General features: G+C 60.6%; 15 protein-coding genes. 6 read left to right on the top strand and 9 right to left on the bottom strand.

Annotated features, from left to right (window positions below; all coding sequences use genetic code 11):
* Positions 1–71 precede the first annotated feature (71 nt).
* On the top strand, positions 72–1,271 hold the full coding sequence (locus tag ACNA0J_RS17035) for a M20 aminoacylase family protein (RefSeq protein ID WP_415820045.1): 1,200 nt from the start codon (positions 72–74) through the stop codon (positions 1,269–1,271).
* 11 nt (positions 1,272–1,282) lie between these two features.
* Here the strand turns inward: ACNA0J_RS17035 and ACNA0J_RS17030 are convergent, their stop codons facing one another.
* Positions 1,283–2,170 carry a LysR family transcriptional regulator gene (locus ACNA0J_RS17030; RefSeq protein ID WP_415820044.1) on the bottom strand — a complete coding sequence of 296 codons (888 nt, stop codon included), beginning with the start codon at positions 2,168–2,170 and terminating at the stop codon, positions 1,283–1,285.
* Between the two features lie 127 nt (positions 2,171–2,297).
* Here ACNA0J_RS17030 and ACNA0J_RS17025 point away from each other — a divergent pair, with 127 nt between their 5' ends.
* From ACNA0J_RS17025 to pagP, 4 genes are all read left to right on the top strand, one after another.
* Positions 2,298–3,341 (top strand): YeiH family protein, encoded by a 1,044-nt coding sequence (locus ACNA0J_RS17025; protein ID WP_415820043.1) that lies wholly within the window; start codon positions 2,298–2,300, stop codon positions 3,339–3,341.
* 111 nt (positions 3,342–3,452) lie between these two features.
* A complete protein-coding gene (locus ACNA0J_RS17020) occupies positions 3,453–3,860 on the top strand; it encodes an acyl-CoA thioesterase (protein WP_094823077.1) in 408 nt (135 codons plus the stop codon).
* An 11-nt stretch (positions 3,861–3,871) separates the two neighbouring features.
* A complete protein-coding gene (gene mgtE, locus ACNA0J_RS17015; protein ID WP_415820042.1) occupies positions 3,872–5,335 on the top strand; it encodes a magnesium transporter in 1,464 nt (487 codons plus the stop codon).
* 258 nt (positions 5,336–5,593) lie between these two features.
* Entirely contained in the window at positions 5,594–6,145 is a 552-nt protein-coding gene (gene pagP / locus ACNA0J_RS17010) for a lipid IV(A) palmitoyltransferase PagP (RefSeq protein WP_415820041.1), read from the top strand.
* Between the two features lie 4 nt (positions 6,146–6,149).
* On the opposite strand, the gene ACNA0J_RS17005 is transcribed toward pagP, so the two are convergent.
* From ACNA0J_RS17005 to ACNA0J_RS16990, 4 genes are all read right to left on the bottom strand, one after another.
* A complete protein-coding gene (locus ACNA0J_RS17005) occupies positions 6,150–7,415 on the bottom strand; it encodes a D-amino acid dehydrogenase (protein ID WP_415820107.1) in 1,266 nt (421 codons plus the stop codon).
* 33 nt (positions 7,416–7,448) lie between these two features.
* The gene (locus tag ACNA0J_RS17000; protein ID WP_415820040.1) at positions 7,449–8,165 is read right to left on the bottom strand and encodes a VOC family protein; all 717 of its coding nucleotides are present in this window, start codon (positions 8,163–8,165) and stop codon (positions 7,449–7,451) included.
* 106 nt (positions 8,166–8,271) lie between these two features.
* A complete protein-coding gene (secA, locus tag ACNA0J_RS16995; RefSeq protein ID WP_415820039.1) occupies positions 8,272–11,022 on the bottom strand; it encodes a preprotein translocase subunit SecA in 2,751 nt (916 codons plus the stop codon).
* Between the two features lie 247 nt (positions 11,023–11,269).
* Positions 11,270–12,316 carry a M23 family metallopeptidase gene (locus ACNA0J_RS16990; RefSeq protein ID WP_415820106.1) on the bottom strand — a complete coding sequence of 349 codons (1,047 nt, stop codon included), beginning with the start codon at positions 12,314–12,316 and terminating at the stop codon, positions 11,270–11,272.
* Positions 12,317–12,359: 43 nt separating this feature from the next.
* Here ACNA0J_RS16990 and ACNA0J_RS16985 point away from each other — a divergent pair, with 43 nt between their 5' ends.
* The gene (locus tag ACNA0J_RS16985; protein WP_415820038.1) at positions 12,360–12,848 is read left to right on the top strand and encodes a DciA family protein; all 489 of its coding nucleotides are present in this window, start codon (positions 12,360–12,362) and stop codon (positions 12,846–12,848) included.
* 53 nt (positions 12,849–12,901) lie between these two features.
* On the opposite strand, the gene lpxC is transcribed toward ACNA0J_RS16985, so the two are convergent.
* The 4 genes from lpxC to ACNA0J_RS16965 all read right to left on the bottom strand — a co-directional run bounded on the left by lpxC (position 12,902) and on the right by ACNA0J_RS16965 (position 17,525).
* Positions 12,902–13,825, bottom strand: a complete 924-nt coding sequence (gene lpxC, locus ACNA0J_RS16980; RefSeq protein WP_094837321.1) for a UDP-3-O-acyl-N-acetylglucosamine deacetylase — start codon at positions 13,823–13,825, stop codon at positions 12,902–12,904.
* 270 nt (positions 13,826–14,095) lie between these two features.
* Positions 14,096–15,280: a cell division protein FtsZ gene (ftsZ, locus tag ACNA0J_RS16975; RefSeq protein ID WP_415820037.1), complete on the bottom strand. Its 1,185-nt coding sequence runs from the start codon at positions 15,278–15,280 to the stop codon at positions 14,096–14,098.
* A gap of 189 nt (positions 15,281–15,469) precedes the next feature.
* Positions 15,470–16,696 carry a cell division protein FtsA gene (ftsA, locus tag ACNA0J_RS16970; RefSeq protein WP_094819929.1) on the bottom strand — a complete coding sequence of 409 codons (1,227 nt, stop codon included), beginning with the start codon at positions 16,694–16,696 and terminating at the stop codon, positions 15,470–15,472.
* A 4-nt stretch (positions 16,697–16,700) separates the two neighbouring features.
* On the bottom strand, positions 16,701–17,525 hold the full coding sequence (locus tag ACNA0J_RS16965; protein ID WP_415820036.1) for a cell division protein FtsQ/DivIB: 825 nt from the start codon (positions 17,523–17,525) through the stop codon (positions 16,701–16,703).
* Positions 17,526–17,531: the final 6 nt, after the last annotated feature.

Genomic DNA, 17,531 nt, shown 5'->3' with positions numbered 1-17,531 from the left:
TGATACATATTCTGAGGGTTTTTGTTTGATAATACCCTTGTTGCCCTTGGCTCAACTCCATCGAGACTCCGATGAATCTGTTAGAACCCATCGTCGCCTGGCACGAAGAGATCGCCCGTATCCGGCGCGGCATTCACGCACATCCGGAATTGTCTTTCGAGGAATTCCGTACCTCTGACGTCGTCGCCACCCAGCTCCTCGAATGGGGCATCGAAGTCGATCGCGGGTTAGGCGGCACAGGCGTTGTCGGCATCATTCGCGGCAATATCGACAGTCCTCGCACCGTGGGGTTGCGCGCCGACATGGATGCGCTGCCGATGCAAGAGGCAAACACCTTTGAACACGCCAGCCAGAACGCAGGCAAAATGCACGCCTGCGGCCACGACGGCCACACTGCCATGCTGTTGGCTGCGGCACGCTATCTGGCGCAGTACCGCGATTTTCCCGGCACCGTCTATGTGATTTTCCAACCCGCCGAAGAAGGCGGCGGCGGCGCGAAACGCATGATCGATGACGGCCTGTTCACCCGATTCCCGATGGACGCCGTGTTCGGCATGCACAACTGGCCTGGCCTGCAGGTGGGCCAATTTGGGGTAACGGCCGGCCCCATCATGGCGTCGAGCAACGAGTTCGTCATTACGATTCAAGGCAAGGGCACGCATGCAGGCATGCCCCATCTGGGCATAGACCCGGTCATGACGGCAGTGCAACTGGCGCAATCATTGCAGACCATCATCACGCGCAACCGCAACCCGCTGGATGCAGCGGTGCTGAGCATCACGCAGATCCATACCGGCAGCGCCGACAACGTCGTGCCCAATGTCGCCATCATGCGAGGCACGGTACGGACGTTCACGCACGAAACGCTGGACCTGATCGAACGCCGCATGCACGATATCGCTCGGCATACGTGCGAGGCCCTGGACTGCACCGTGGAATTCGAATTCCACCGCAACTACCCGCCGACGATCAACCATGCCAACGAAACGGCATTCTGTGTCGAGGTCATGCGCAGCATCGTCGGCGCGGAAAATGTCCACGACCACGTCCAGCCGACCATGGGCGCCGAGGATTTTGCGTTCATGCTGCAGGAACTGCCCGGCTGCTATGTGTGGATAGGCAACGGTGACGGCACACACCGCGACGTGGGGCATGGCGCGGGCCCGTGCATGCTGCACAACGGCAGCTACGATTTCAATGACGACCTGCTGCCGCTGGGCGGGACGTATTGGGTGGAACTGGCAAGGAAATGGTTGGCTCGTCCCGACTGACTCGGTACTGGTCACACCTCGGATCGTAGTGTCAGGCAAGACTCCAGAAAACGCTCGGCCGCGCGCGCCGAGCTCTGCGAGTGCGGGACGAGAATACTGAGTGTGCGTGTCAACGGCTGCGGCAAGAGCCGGATCACGGCCAAGGTACCATCCTCGTGCCGCATTGACAGCAGCGAGACGAATCCGATCCCCAGGCCGGCACGCACGGCCTGTTTCACCCCCTCGACGCCAGCCAGCTCCAATCCCACGGCAGGCGCCAAACCCTCGTCGGCAAACGCCCGCTCGACCAATTGCCGCACACCCGATCCCGGTTCTCGCATGACCAGGGCAAAATTGACCAGCTCCTGCAAATGCGCGACACCGTGCCGCGCCAAGGGATGGTCTGCACGCGCAATCGCCACGACCTCGTCCTGCCGCCACTGGTGGACCATCGTATCCACGGGCAGGCCCGCCGGCACCTCCCCCTCGATAAAGGCCAAATCCAAAGTAGGCAAACGCTCCACGATCTGGCTGGTGTTGCCGTCGGACAGATGCAGACTGACTGCCGGAAACCGCTGGTGGAACTCGGCGACGAGCGCGGGCAGCAGATAGCTGGCTGGCGTCGTGCTCGCCCCCAGCCGCAGCCTGCCCGTTTCCAGCCCTTGCCACGCCTCACGCAGGGTTTGCGCCTGCTGATAGACCTGGCGTAGCTGACGGGCTTGCTCGGCCAGGCGCTCGCCCGCCGGGGTCAAGACCACGCCATGCCCCTTGCGCCGATACAGCGGCTCGCCGAACCAGTCTTGCAGCAAACGTAACTGCCCCGATACGGCCGGCTGGGATAAATACAGCAATTCCGCCGCGCGGCTGATATTGCCCACGTCCGCAACATACGCAAAGGTCAAAAGTTGATCTGGTGTCATTGGAGGAAGGCCAGGGGTCCCGGTCGATATCGTTATTTCGAATATTTAATATCCAAATTAAAAATTTCTCAAATAACGCGGCCAGATTTAATATTCCTTCCAGTTATTAAGTTATGCAGCAACCCCCATGTCGACTTCTACTACCCTCCCCCTGGCCACGCCGTGGCGCGACAAGCTCAATGGTGTTTTCTTTGTTGCGCTGATGACCGTGGCAGTGATGCAGCTGAGCGACCTGCCGGCGATTCGCCAGCTGGGTTTTTCGCCGCTGATCATCGGCATCGTATGCGGCATGCTTTATGGCAATTTCCTGCGTGGCACCATGCCGGCCGATTGGGCGGTGGGCGTTAATTTCACTGCGCGCCGCCTGCTGCGTATCGCAGTCGCGTTTTACGGCCTGAACATCAGCATCCAGCAGATCGCCGCCGTCGGCCTGCCGGGCTTGGCCGTGTCGGTGATTATCGTGGTGGGGACGCTGCTAATAGGGACTGCTGTTGGCCAACGGCTGCTGGGCCTGGATCGCGATACCGCGATGTTGACCGCCGCGGGCAGCGCCATCTGCGGCGCAGCGGCGGTGTTGGCTTTTGAGCCCACGCTGCGTGCTGCCCCCCACAAGAGCGCCGTGGCGGTGGCCACCGTGGTGCTGTTTGGCACACTTTCCATGTTCCTGTACCCGGTAGCCTATCAGGCAGGCTGGCTCGCGCTAACGCCCCAGGAATTGGGCCTGTACATTGGCGGCACCGTACACGAGGTCGCCCAAGTCGTCGGGGCAGCCAGCAATATTGATCCCGCCACGACGGACGTGGCCACCATCGTCAAAATGACCCGCGTAGCGTTGCTGGTGCCGGTATTGCTGATATTGGGCCTGTGGCTGCGTAGTGCAGCCTCGGCCAGCGGACCGGGCCAGGCCAAGACGCGCTTGCCTATCCCGTGGTTTGCCGTAGGCTTTCTGGTTCTGGCCATCATCAATTCCCTGGACGTCCTGCCGGCAGACGTCATCACTGCCATCCGCCGCCTGGATGTCTTTGCCTTGACCATGGCCATGACCGCCCTGGGCATCGAAACGAGGTTTGGCCAGATCCGCCAGGCAGGCCCCAAGGTCATGCTGTTGGGATTGATCTTGTATGTCTGGCTGGTACTGGGCGGCTATGGAGTCGTGAAGTTGGTGATGTAGGGGCGTTTTCGCCTTGGGGCGGCCCGGCGGCGAAAAATCCCCATCAATCACCGCAGAGGAATGCGTTTTGCTGCATAATCGGCCGGTTTTCATCAGGACTGGAGCCGGCCCATGTCTAGCGTCAAAGATTTCACGACTACCCTGCCTGCCGGTCGGGATCCCGTGTTGCGTGTCATGCCCATGCCCTCAGACGCCAATATTCATGGCGATGTGTTTGGTGGATGGATCATGTCGCAGGTCGATATTGCGGGCTCGATCCCTGCGGCGCGCCGTGCTGCGGGGCGTGTCGCGACCGTCGCTGTCAACGCGTTTCAGTTCAAGCAGCCCGTATTCGTGGGCGATCTGCTCAGTTTCTACACGACCATCGTCAAGACAGGCAAAACTTCGGTTACCGTATCTGTCGAAGTCTATGCCGAACGTAATCGCATGGATGCCGAGGTGGTCAAGGTCACCGAAGCCGTCCTGACCTACGTTGCCACTGACGAAGCCCGGCGCAGCCGCCCCCTGCCTATTCTGTAAGTTTGTAGCCTATGACGCAGCCCGCCGCCGCGCCCGTGCCGCCCCGCCGCCTGGACCCTGAAGACGCTCAGCACGCCTTGGCTGAGGTCCAGGAACGCCTGCGCCGCCAACAGCTCGTCGAAGACCTCGTGCACCGCCAGGAACAGGGTGACGACAAAGCCTCGTTGGTCGAGGACCTGGTCCATCGCCAGCACGAGGCCGAACTCAAAGCCCTGGTCGACGCCCTGCATCCGGCCGATATCGCGTTCATTCTCGAATCCTTGCCCAAGGACGAGCGTCAGACCGTCTGGAAGCTGGTCAGTCCCGAACACGACGCCGACGTGCTGCTCGAGGTCGAGGACTGGGTGCGGGAGTCGCTCATCGAGGCCATGGATCGTCAAGATCTGGTGGCCGCGACGGGCAACATGGATGCGGATGAGCTGGCCGACCTGGCCCCCGATCTGCCTCCCGATGTGGTGGCCGAGGTCCAGAAAGGCCTGACCGAAGAAGAGCGTGCGCAACTGCTCGAGGCAATGGGCTACCCCGAGGACAGCGTAGGCGCCATCATGGATTTCGAGATGGTACGCGTGCGCGAGGATGTCACCCTCGAGGTGGTGCTGCGCTATCTGCGCCGCCTGCACGAGCTGCCCGACCATACCGACCAGGTGTTCGTCGTCGACCGGCAGGACAAATTACAAGGCGTATTGCCCTTGTCCCGCCTGTTGGTCAGCGAGCCCGAGACCGAAGTCCATGCGGTCATGAGCACGGATTTCCTGACGCTGAACCCGCTGGACTCCGATGCGGACGCGGCCGGCGCATTTGAACGCTATGACCTCGTCTCGGCGCCCGTCATGGACGACCAGGGCCGGTTGATCGGCCGGGTCACTATCGCGGACGTCGTGGACGTGATGCGCGAAGACTCGCAAGAGCAAGCCCTGTCGCGCGCCGGTCTGCAAGAAGAAGACATCTTCGCCCCGGTGGCCATGGCCTTGCGCAACCGTGCCCCCTGGTTGCTGTTCAACTTGTGCACAGCCGCGACGGCCTCGTTCGTCGCCTCACGATTCGAAGACACAGTCAGCCATATTGTGATCCTGGCGTTTCTGATGTCGATTGTGGCCGGCATCGGCGGCAACTCGGGCAATCAGACGATGACCATGATCATTCGTGCCTTGGCCGTGGGCCGTATTACCGGCCGCAACCTGTGGCAGTTGGTCAAACGCGAGATGATGGTCACGTTCATGGTTGGCCTCTGTGGCAGCGTGGTGGCGGCGCTATTCGCCTGGGCCATCTCAAACTCCATTGCCATCGCGGTCGTGATGATGGCCTCCATGATCTGCAACATGCTGGTCGGTGCGTCGTTCGGCGTGCTGGTCCCCATGTTGCGTGCACGCTTTGGCAAAGACCCCGCCATGGGTTCTTCGGTCTTGCTGACCTTTGCGACGGACTCGCTGGGTTTCTTTATCTTTCTGGGCCTGGCGACGGTTTTCCTGCTGTAGGTCGCTTGCGCGTACTTCCGCCTCGAAAGCGCGGTGCCATGCCATCACGCTGGCGTCTACGTCTGCCCGCTCCACTCAGTATGCTTCGCGAATAATAAGAAACATCCCGTTGCACCCAACTGAATCAGAGACACGCATCATGTATCTGACTTAAATCGGAAATATTCAATACCCGAGGCTCGGCCTCATGTTCCCGCTTGACGGTGAGATGTGCGGTATTCGGTTCGACCTGCCGTCTCACCTTGCTACGGAGTCCCTATGACCAAGAAACTCCGGGCAGTGTTGTTCTGCCTGCTTTGTTCGCCTGCTTTTTCGGTATTTGCCTGTGACAGCCTGCCGTCATGGGCTCAGTCCGCCTGCCAACGTATCGACCAGATCTGGACCGAAGGCGGCAATGAGCTCTATCTGACAGGTTATTCCTGGCACAACCGCGCCACGTACAGCAAAAAGAAAATCGATAGCTTCAATGAACTCGCCTGGGGCGGCGGGTTGGGCAAAAGCCTGTATGACGAAGATGGCGACTGGCACGCGCTCTACGCCATGGCGTTTCTGGATTCGCACAGCAAAATCGAGCCGATGGCCGGCTACGGATTCCAGAAAATAGGCAGGGCCGGCGAGAACTGGCGTTTTGGCGCCGGCTACACCGTATTCCTGACTTCGCGCTCGGATATTTTCAATCGGATTCCGTTCCCGGGGATTCTGCCCCTGGTCTCTGCGGGATATCGCAATGCCACGCTCTACGCCACCTATATTCCCGGGGGCAGCGGCAATGGCAACGTGCTGTTCATGTTCGGTAGCTGGGCGTTCTAGGGGCTCAGGCGTATCGGTCCGCCGTCAAGCCATCCAGGTCGACCTCCGGTTGCCGCCCCGACACGATATCGGCCACGATTTTTCCGGTACCGCACGCCTGCGTCCAGCCATTCGAGCCGTGACCGCAGTTCAAGTACAGATTCGCGTAGCGTGTCTTGCCCAGGATCGCCGGACCATCCGGGGTCATGGGACGCAAGCCCGCCCAGGCCTGGGCATCGTCGAGGCTCACGCCCTCGGGAAACCATTCACGCACGACGCCCTTTAAAAAAGCGACGCGGCCTGGATCAACGGCTAATCCGTAGCCCTTGAGTTCCGCCATCCCCGCAGCCCGCACGCGATCACCCAGACGCGAAATCATGACCTTGTTGTATTCGTCCATCAGCGCCGCGCGAGGAGCACGATCCGGATCATCGATACGCGCCGTAATGGAATATCCCTTCAGGGGATAAATCGGCAAAGACAGACCCAAAGGACGCAGCAAAAACGGCGTTTGCGGTCCCAGGGCAATCACATAGGCGTCTGCGCTGAATAGCTCGGCCTGGCCCTCGATCCGTACGCCCTGAATGCGGTCAGCAGCCTTGACCAGTGCCGCGACGGGCGTGTCGTAGCGAAACACCACACCTTGCTGCGCCAAATACGCAGCCAACCCCGTAGCAAACTTGTGGCTATCACCCGAGCCGTCACGAGGCAGATACAAGGCCCCCGCAATCGGCGCGCGAGATCCGGCCAAGGCAGGCTCCAGGGCTCTGGCCTCGTCACCGTCCAGCAAACGCCACGGCACCTCATATTCGTCCAATGCCTGTGTGATGCCTTTGACGACTTTCAGATCGGATTGACTGCGAAAAACTTGCAGCGTGCCGTCCCGGTGATAATCAAATTCGACTGGCAGCCCCGCACCGGCCAGATCCTGCAGGCATGCGTTGCTATAGTGCGCTACACGCTGCATCCGCAGTTTATTCGCGCGAAAACGTTCTGCATTGCAATTGCCCATCCAACGCGCCAGCCAAGCCAGTTTGCGCGGATTCGGCGTAAAGGAGAAACGAATCGGAGCTTCTTTCTGCAAGGCCATTTTCAAGACCTTGCCTATCATGCCGGGTGCGGCCCAAGGGCCCGCAAAACTGGGGCATAGCCCGCCGGCATTGCCAAAGCTGGTCTCGCGTGCCGCGCCGCTTTGGCGATCCAGCACCACGACTTGATGGCCATCACGCCACAGATAATAGGCAGCGGCCACCCCGGCGACGCCTGCCCCCAGCACTGCGACCTTCATCAGGGTCTCCGAAAACTCGCCGCTCAGATTCAGCGCTCAAACGCCGACGTTCAACTCGCGCACGCCGTCTTTATACTCCAGCACCAACCGTCCCAATCGGGGGATCAATGCTGTGTCGTCATGCACGACATTCAGCCGCAGATTGCCCAACACCACATCCCAGCCAGTGTCGACCTCTTCGACTCGGGCATCGGCGATGATCCCCAGGCGCCAGGCCACCGCCTGCTCCTCAGCGGCTCGCACCTCGATTTGATGGATACGCAATGCCCCATTGGGATGCGCCATGAGCGTCGGCATCCATACGCATTCGGGGGTGAGATGCTGGCAAAAATACATCCGAATCCCGGGTAACGGCTGCTCGGCAAACCGCACCGTGCGAAAGCTCGCCTGCATCTCGCGGCCATCTACCACCGCTGGACGGGTCAGCGCTTGCACAGGATTGACGGCAAAGCCCTCGTCACGTAAACGCGCATAGGTCGCGTCCGCATCGAAAGACCGAAACACCAACGCCTCTAAGCCGAACGGAGAATCAGCGATTTCCTTGCGTGCTGGCGGTGCCCCCGGTGGCCAACCCAATAGCTCGACATAGGTGCCTTGCAACGGAATCAGGCGATTGCACGATCCCAGGTTATGGACCGATTTATCGCTCACCAGGAAGCCCTGTTCCTCGAAATGCGGCGCCAGCTCATCGAGCCGATCACGCACCATGATCACTGCATGATCGAATTCAGTCTCGTCAGAGGGATGCAGCATGACTATGCCCGCCTTAAAAAAACACTGGGGATGGCAATTTACCATCCCCAGTGTTTAGCTCACCAGTGCACGATGCCTCATCGAGAGGCAGTGGCCGGAAAAGACATCAAGCCAGCTTGCCGTGGCACTGTTTGTACTTTTTGCCGCTACCGCACGGGCATGGATCGTTGCGTCCGACCTTGGGCAAGACATTGCGTGCCGGCTGCTGAGCCGATTGCTCGTTCTGCGTGGCCTCGTCGGCATTCGCCAAGGCCTCATCGTAATCAGAATGGTGATACTGCACATTCTGCACGTGCGACTGATTGGTCTCGGCCTCGGCCTGCTCGACCTGCTCGGGTGACTGCACCCGCACCGTCAACAGCACGCGGACGACATCGTCACGAATGCGATCGAGCATCCCCGAGAATAGCTCGAACGCCTCGCGCTTGTATTCCTGCTTGGGATTCTTTTGCGCATAGCCGCGCAAATGGATCCCCTGGCGCAAGTGATCCAACGACGACAAATGCTCGCGCCAATGCGTATCGATCGCCTGCAACATGATCGAACGCTCGAACTGCGCCCAAGGCTCGTCACCGACCAGAGCGATCTTGCCGGAATAGACCTCTCGCACCGCATCGTTCACGCGGGCCAGAATATCGTCATCGGTCAGGCTGGACTCTTTCTCCAGCATCTCGGTCAAGGGCAAGACGATCTGCCAATCTGCAGCCAGGGCCTTTTCCAGTGCTGCCACGTCCCACTGCTCTTCGACAGAGTCAGCAGGGATATGCTGGCGAACCAGATCGGTCACAGCGGCTTCGGCGAGATTTTCCACGGATGTCCGGATCGACGAGGCCTCAAGCACGTCGTTACGCTGCGCGTACAAGACCTTGCGCTGATCGTTGGAGACGTCGTCGTATTCGAGCAGTTGCTTGCGAATATCGAAGTTGCGGCCCTCGACCTTGCGTTGCGCAGTCTCGATGGAACGCGTCACCATGCCTGCCTCGATGGGCTCGCCCTCGGGAAGCTTCAGGCGTTCCATGATGGCGCGCACGCGGTCGCCCGCGAAAATCCGCATCAGCGGGTCTTCGAGAGACAGATAGAAACGCGACGAGCCCGGATCGCCCTGACGGCCCGCACGGCCGCGCAACTGATTGTCGATACGGCGCGATTCGTGGCGCTCGGTACCAATGATGCGCAGACCGCCCGCAGCCTTTACCTGCTCGTTGGCGGGTTTCCAATCGGCACGAACTTTTTCGATACGGGTTTCTTTGTCGGCATCGGACAGCGACTCATCCGCACGGATCAGATCGACTTGTTTCTCGATGCTGCCACCCAGCACGATGTCGGTACCCCGGCCGGCCATATTGGTCGCAATCGTGATGTGGCCAGGCTTGCCGGCCTCGGCCACGATCTCGGCTTCGCGGGCATGCTGTTTGGCGTTCAACACCTCGTGCGGCAGCTTGGCTTGCTTGAGCAAGCCGGCCAGCAGTTCGGAGTTTTCGATGCTGGTCGTCCCCACCAGCACGGGCTGGCCACGCTCGTGGCAATCGCGGATGTCGTCCAGGATGGCGTTGAACTTTTCCTGCGCCGTCTTGAAGACCTGGTCGTTTTGATCCTTGCGGATCATCGGCTTGTTGGTCGGGATGATGACCGTTTCCAGACTGTAGATTTCCTGGAATTCGTAGGCCTCGGTATCGGCCGTCCCCGTCATGCCCGAGAGCTTCTCGTACATGCGGAAGTAGTTCTGGAACGTGATCGATGCCAGCGTCTGGTTTTCGTGCTGGATCTTGACGCCTTCTTTGGCCTCAACCGCCTGGTGCAGACCATCGGACCAACGACGGCCCACCATCAGGCGGCCTGTGAATTCGTCAACAATCACCACTTCGCCGTCTTGCACCACATACTGCTGATCGCGGAAGAACAGCGTATTGGCGCGCAATGCGACCATCAAATGGTGCATCAGCGAAATATGGCGCGGATCGTACAGGGACTCGCCCTCGGGCAGGATGCCCTGTTGGCTCAGCAGACGCTCGGCAGTCTCGTGGCCTTTTTCCGAGAGATAGACCTGCTGGGACTTTTCGTCGACCCAGAAATCGCCTTCGGGCTCGGGTTCGTGGGCCTTGGGCTCGGAAGCCATGCGCGTCAACAGCGGCGGCACGGCATTCATCCGAATGTACAACTCGGTATGGTCTTCGGCCTGCCCGGAGATGATCAGCGGAGTGCGGGCCTCGTCAATCAGGATGGAATCCACCTCGTCGACGATCGCGTACGCCAGCGGACGCTGACGGCGATCTTCGACGCGATATTCCATGTTGTCGCGCAGGTAGTCGAAACCGAATTCGTTGTTGGTCCCGTAGGTGATATCTGCGGCGTATGCGGCGATCTTCTCGTCGTTGGGCTGCTGCGGCACCACCACGCCGGTGGTCATCCCCAGGAAACCGTACAGGCGGCCCATCCAGTCCGCATCGCGACGGGCCAGGTAGTCGTTGACCGTCACAACGTGCACGCCCTTGCCCGCGATCGCGTTCAGGTAGACGGGCAGCGTCGCCATGAGGGTCTTGCCTTCGCCAGTACGCATTTCGGCGATCTTGCCGTTATGCAGCGCTATACCGCCCAACATCTGCACATCGAAGTGGCGCATGCCGAATACACGCTTTCCGGACTCGCGGACCACGGCAAAAGCCTCGGGCAACAGATCGTCAAGCGATGTGCCCTGGGCATGCCGGCTGCGGAATTCATCGGTCTTGGCCGCGAGCTCTGCATCGGAGAGCGCGGCAGTCTTGGATTCCAGTGCGTTGATCTGGGTTACCAGCTTGCGATACTGCTTAAGCAACCGGTCGTTGCGGCTGCCTATGAGTTTTTTGAGCAAAGAAACCATGCGTGTCGGTGGCAGCGCCGTCGTTCCCTGTCCCAAAAAAGGCCAGGTACCGCTCGGCGCGGAATGTTACTTGGTTGAGCGGAGCAATCCCGCTGGGAAACGATCGAGTTTAACGCACCTGGGCGGTATCGGTCCCAAGCCGGATAAAACGAGCCGTGTTCACTCGATGCAATGTGCGCTTGTGGCGTTTGCCCACGCCGCACAAGCCGGAAACTGAAGGCGCTGGGACGGAGGAGTTATCCTGCACTCAGCGCGTCACGGACTGAGCCGGCGCCGGTCCTGCCCGCGCTACGGCACTGCCCGTCGCCGTACCGGCTGCCTGCCCGGAAACGGGCAGACCAGATGCCTGGGCCACCACAGGCCGCGTGGCATCCGGGGATTTCAGGAACAGGCGGGGATCCAGCGGCTGCCCTTCCAGACGCACCTCAAAGTGCAAATGCGGCCCCGTAGACTGGCCGGTCGAGCCCACCAAAGCGATTTCCTGGCCGCGGCTGACCAGTTCGCCAGGTTTGACCAGCAACTTCGAAGCATGGGCATAACGGGTGATCATGCCGTCGCCGTGATCCACCTCGACGGTATTCCCATAGCCTGATTGAAAACGCGACTCGAGCACCACACCGCCGGAAGCCGCCAAAATCGGGGTACCCGAGGGCGCAGCGAAATCCAGGCCCTCGTGCATGGCATACCGGTGCGTGACGGGATTGCGGCGCCACCCATACGAGGAGCTGAGAAAGGGATAGTCGCTGACCGGCATGGTCGACGGCAGACGGGCCTGGTCTGCCGAGCGGCGCGTCAGGGCCACATCCAGCATACGCAGATTGTCGGTCTGCTGGAGCAGGCGCGCCTGCAACTCATCCAATTGGCGGCCCAGCGATTCGGCCGACTCTTGCAGAGGCGGCGGCTGACGGTCGGTGAACAGATTATCCATCACTTGCTCGGCCTTGGCAGGCGCGTTCAGGCCCGCGGCCAGCTCAGGATCGGTATAAGCCACTCCGGCGACCTTGGCGACCCGGCGCCCGACGCTGTCGATGCCCACCAGCTTGGCTTGCAATTCGCCGACCTTTGCTGCCAGCAACCCTACGTTTTCACGCAAAAAAGCGGAATCGCGCTCCGGTTGTCCGCCGGGAGAATACGCAGCCCAGTCGACAGAATACGAAGGCGGCGCAATAGGAGTAAGGTAGCGCTGTACGGTGGCGCCAATCAGCGCCGCCGTGGCCAGGAAAGCGGCCAGCACCAGCCACAAACGAGCGCCGCCCAGGACCTGTTGTCCGGGCTGACCCTCGCGGGCGTGCATAATCACGAATTTCAAGGTACGTAAATCCTGTTATTGAGCTGGCATGAACAGACCTGCATCAAACCGTTCTCGTTCTTCTGCCAGCCGGCGGGGAGAAACCCCGCTGGGGTGGCTGGGTCACGATACGCGCGGCGCCGGCGTGCTGGCTACGGCGCGCGTGCACCTGCAAATACAGCATGCTATCGCCGCTGTGTTACCGCCAGCGCTCGGCGCTGTCTGCGTCGTGGCCAAGCTGGAAACCCCTCGGCTGCAACTAGCGGTACCGAGCGCGGCACACGCGGCCAAGCTGCGTCAGCTGGCTCCGCGGATTGCACAAACACTCAATACCCAAGGTTGGAACCTTAACGAAATTGCCGTCAAGGTTCAAGCCGGAATGCCCCGCCCTGGGGCAAAAGCGCCCCGTCCCCCAAAAGAAGCTCAGCCCCTGGGAGAAACAGCGCTCGATGCTTTCGAAACGTTACAAGGGAATCTGCGCCCGGGGCCGCTGGCCGATGCAGTCGCCAAACTGCTGGCGCACCACAAGAACAAATAGAGGCGTTGGGGCAGAAAAACGGCTCGCAGAGCCGCTCACAGCTCAGCGCATAATCAGGCGAGTTTCCACTCGTGGCGGAATGCCTGGGGGGCTGCAGCCTGGGATTCGTAAGTCACCAGTTCCCATGCATCACGCTGCGCCAACAGCGCGCGTGCAAGCTGGTTATTCAGACCGTGGCCGGATTTGCAGGCGACGTAGCGCGCCACCAAGGGCTTGCCCAGCAGGTACAAATCGCCGATCGCGTCGAGAATTTTGTGTTTGACGAACTCGTCGTCATAACGCAGGCCATCGCTGTTCAAGACCCGGTATTCGTCCATCACGATGGCGTTGTCCAGGCTGCCGCCACGGGCCAGGCCCATCGAACGCAGTGCCTCGACCTCGTTGACGAACCCGAAAGTCCGCGCGCGAGCGATTTCGCGGACATAGGAATGCGTGGCAAAGTCGATCTCGGCGAAATTAGCCGTGGAATCGATCGCGGGATGACGGAAATCAATCGAGAACGCCAAGGCGAAGCCCTCGTGCGGCTCCAGGCGCGCCCATTTCAGGCTGCGGCCCTCACCCTCGCGGATTTCGACGGGTTTCTTGACGCGAATGAATTGCTTGGGAGCGTTTTGCTCGACGATGCCAGCCGAGCGCAACAGATACACGAACGTCGCGGCACTGCCGTCCATGATGGGGACTTCTTCGGCAGTGAGATCGACGTGCAGGTTGTCGATGCCCAGGCCCGCCAGCGCGGACATCAGGTGTTCGACGGTAGAAACACGGACGTTGCCTTGTTGCAGCACAGACGCCATGCGGGTATCGCCCACGCCGTCAGCCTGCGCGGGCAGATCCACGACCTGCGGCAGATCGACTCGGTGAAAGACGATACCAGTGTTGGCTTCGGCAGGACGCAGAGTGAGCTCGACCCGACGTCCCGAGTGGACGCCTACGCCTGTTGTGCGGACGAGATTCTGAATACTGCGCTGTCGAAACATAGTTATTTGTGCTAGAGCCTAGCCGGCAAAAATCAATGAAATCACCGGCATAAGATCATATTGTAACCCCGGCAGGCGCCCTGCGCCACGCCTTTGATACATCTGCCGACACATCTGCCCCACTGTACCGAACCCATTACACCTGCTATCGGACGGTATTGAAAGCAAGACAAAACTTTCGAGCGCACACCGCCCGGCGTCCGGCCCGTCAGGGGAAACGGGCCGGCGCTGAGGGAGTCGGGCCAGTTCCCCAGCCCGGTTAACGCAACATCAATCCGCTTGCTTGCGCAGGAATGCCGGGATATCGAAGTGATCCATCCCCGAGCTTTCCAGAGCACGCACCTGGGCCGATGCCTGGGTGCGCGGGTTGCGCATTACCGAGGGCATGTCCAGATTGCGGTAGTCGCCCTGCTGGCCCGTCATCCCGCCCATCACAGGCATGTTGTCGGTACCGGTACGCAGGCCTTCGGCCACGTTTTGCACGAGCTTCGGTGCAGCAATGCTACGGCCCAGGCCGGTGGCAACGACCGTCACGCGCAGGCTGTCAACCATGGACTCATCGTAGGCCGTACCGAAGATCACGGTCGCGTCGTCCGAAGCGTAGCTGCGGATCGTTTCCATGATTTCGCGCGTTTCGCGCATCTTCAGCGTGCGGCTGGCCGTGATGTTGACCAACACGCCACGAGCACCATTCAGGTCCACGCCTTCGAGCAGCGGGCAAGCGATGGCTTGCTCGGCTGCCACGCGGGCACGATCGGCACCGCTGGCGGTCGCCGTACCCATCATGGCCTGGCCTTGTTCGCCCATGATCGTCTTGACGTCTTCGAAGTCAACGTTCACGTTGCCTTCGACGTTGATGATCTCGGCGATACCGGCGCACGCATTGTGCAGAATATCGTCGGCGGACCTGAAGCAATCTTCTTGCGTAGCGTCCTCGTCCATCAGCTCATAGAGGTTCTCATTGAGCACCACGATGAGAGAATGTACGTGCTTGGCCAGCTCGTTGATGCCGTCTTCAGCCATCTTCAGGCGCTTGTTGCCTTCGAAGGTAAAGGGCTTGGTCACGACGCCCACGGTCAGAATGCCCAGCTCTTTGGCGACTTCCGCCACCACCGGACCGGCACCCGTTCCTGTGCCACCACCCATACCGGCAGTGATGAACACCATGTGAGCGCCGTTCAAAGCCGAACGGATTTCTTCGCGTGCGGTTTCTGCCGATGCGCGGCCTTGTTCAGGCTTGGCACCAGCACCCAGGCCGGTACGGCCCAGGCGAATCTGCACCGGCGCGTTGGTTGCGGCCAGCGCTTGGGCGTCGGTGTTAGCGCAGATGAAATCCACGCCGTTGACGCCACTGCGGATCATGTGCGCGACGGCATTGCCGCCTGCACCCCCAACACCCACGACCTTGATAACGGTCCCTTTGGCGTTGTTTTCAAGCATTTCAAAGTTCATCATGATGACTCCCTCACAAGTCTGGATATGCAAATCACAAAAATTCCCCAACAACCTATGCTTTCTTTTGTGAATCGCTTCAAAGCCGACGCCGATCGGATAATCCGCAACGGGTTTGAAGCGTCTCCCCTATTCGGCCTGCGCCGTCTTGCGACGGATCAAGCCAGGAGCAGGCCCCGGTCTGCCCCTTGATCAATTCATGAACCACTCCTTCATACGAGCCAGCAGGCTCTTGAAGTTGCCCGTTTGTGCAGCGACTTTGCGGCCACGCACACGCTGCATGCGCGCTTCTTGCAACAAGCCCATCACGGTCGAGAAACGCGGATTGCGCATCACATCGGACAGGCTGCCTTCGTACTCGGGCGTTGCCACGCGCACGGGCTTGAGGAACACGTCCTCGGCCAGTTCGATCATGCCGGGCATCTGTGCAGAGCCTCCGGTCAACACCACGCCCGAAGCCAGGAGGTCTTCGTAGCCCGACTCCCGCACGACTTGTTGCACCAGCGAAAACAGTTCTTCGACGCGCGGCTCGATCACAGCGCCCAATGCCTGGCGTTTCACTTGGCGCGGGCCGCGATCGCCCAGCCCCGGCACCTCGACCGATTCGTCGGGACGAGCCAGGACTTGCTTGGCCACGCCGTAACGCAGCTTGATTTCTTCGGCATCCGGCGTTGGCGTGCGCAGCATCGCAGCGATGTCGTTCGTAATCTGGTCACCCGCGATCGGCAGCACCGCGGTGTGCCGAATCGCACCACCGGTATAGATCGCCACATCCGTTGTGCCGCCACCGATATCGACCAGCACCACGCCGAGCTCTTTTTCGTCGGCGGTCAGGCAGGCCAGGCTGGAGGCCAGCGGCTGCAGAATCAGGTCTTGTACTTCGAGGCCGCAGCGGCGCACGCACTTGACGATGTTTTGTGCCGCACTGACGGCACCAGTGACGATATGCACGCGGACCTCGAGGCGCAGACCGCTCATGCCGATGGGTTCGCGGATGTCTTCCTGGCCATCGACGATGAACTCCTGGGTCAACACGTGCAGCACTTGTTGATCGGTGGGGATGTTCACCGCTTTGGCCGTCTCGATCACACGTGCGACGTCGGTCGCAGTGACTTCCTTGTCTTTGACTGCCACCATACCGCTCGAATTAAAACTGCGGATGTGGCTGCCCGCGATGCCGGTATAGACGTCGCGGATTTTGCAGTCGGCCATCAGTTCGGCCTCTTCGAGTGCCCGCTGAATGGAGTTGACGGTGGTCTCTATATTGACGACCACGCCTTTGCGCATGCCGCGCGATTCGTGCTGGCCGAGGCCGAGCACTTCAAAACGCCCTTCCGGCAGGATTTCGGCGACCACGGCCACTACTTTGCTAGTGCCGATATCGAGGGCGACGATGAGGTCCTTGATGTCACGGGTCATGGCGTTAACGCTTCTTTGAAGATGTGGATGAAGATTTCGATTTCGGTTGCCCTTCTGGCAGCGGCGCCAGAGCCAGGGCGAACCCATTGGGATAACGCAGGTCGGCCTGTGTCACGCCTCGGCCCTCGAGCCGGCTGATGACTGCCGGCCAGGCTTGCACGAACCGCTGGATACGAGCCGCGAACGGCAGCGCGCCGGGCACGCCATGCGGGTCGGGCGCATCGGCACCCGGATCGCGGCCCAGATCGAGCACCAAACCGTTGGACATCGTGGCCTTCCAGGCATAACGCGGGCTCAAGTCCAGTTCGCGCACGTGTAAATCCAGCGGCGCGAACCAGCGGGCCAATTCGGCGTAACGCTGCACCACCAGCCCCTCTGTGCCCTCGGGCCCGGAGAACTGCGGCAATTCCGTATCGTCGTCGAGCTCGCCCGTATTGGCTGTGAACGCTTCGCCCCAGGTGTTGATCATCTGGTTTTCGTTCCACAGCGCCAGCGGCTGCTCTTCCTCGATCTGCACACGCAAGGTTCCAGGCCAGATGCGCCGGATCGATGCGCGACGTACCCAGGGCACCGATTCGAACACTTCGCGGGCTTCGTCCAGATTCACGGTGAAAAAGTTCCCGTCGAATCGATGGGCTATCACTGCGCGCACGGATTCGGCAGATACGTAGTGCAACTCGGTGTCGGGAGCCGGCTCCAGTTCGAGCGCCGACAACGTAAAGTACGGACGATGCCCGATCCACACTACGCATGCCGCGAGCATGGCCACCACTGCCAGCACGGCTAGCGTGTTGGCAATCAGGTTGGTGGTGCGAGCGTCGTTCCACACAGAAGA

The sequence above is a fragment of the Bordetella tumbae genome (assembly GCF_965139195.1).
Classification (GTDB): Bacteria; Pseudomonadota; Gammaproteobacteria; order Burkholderiales; family Burkholderiaceae_B; genus Bordetella_A; species Bordetella_A tumbae.
Note: the sequence above shows the minus strand (reverse complement) of the source record. Positions and strands in the feature narration are given on the sequence as shown.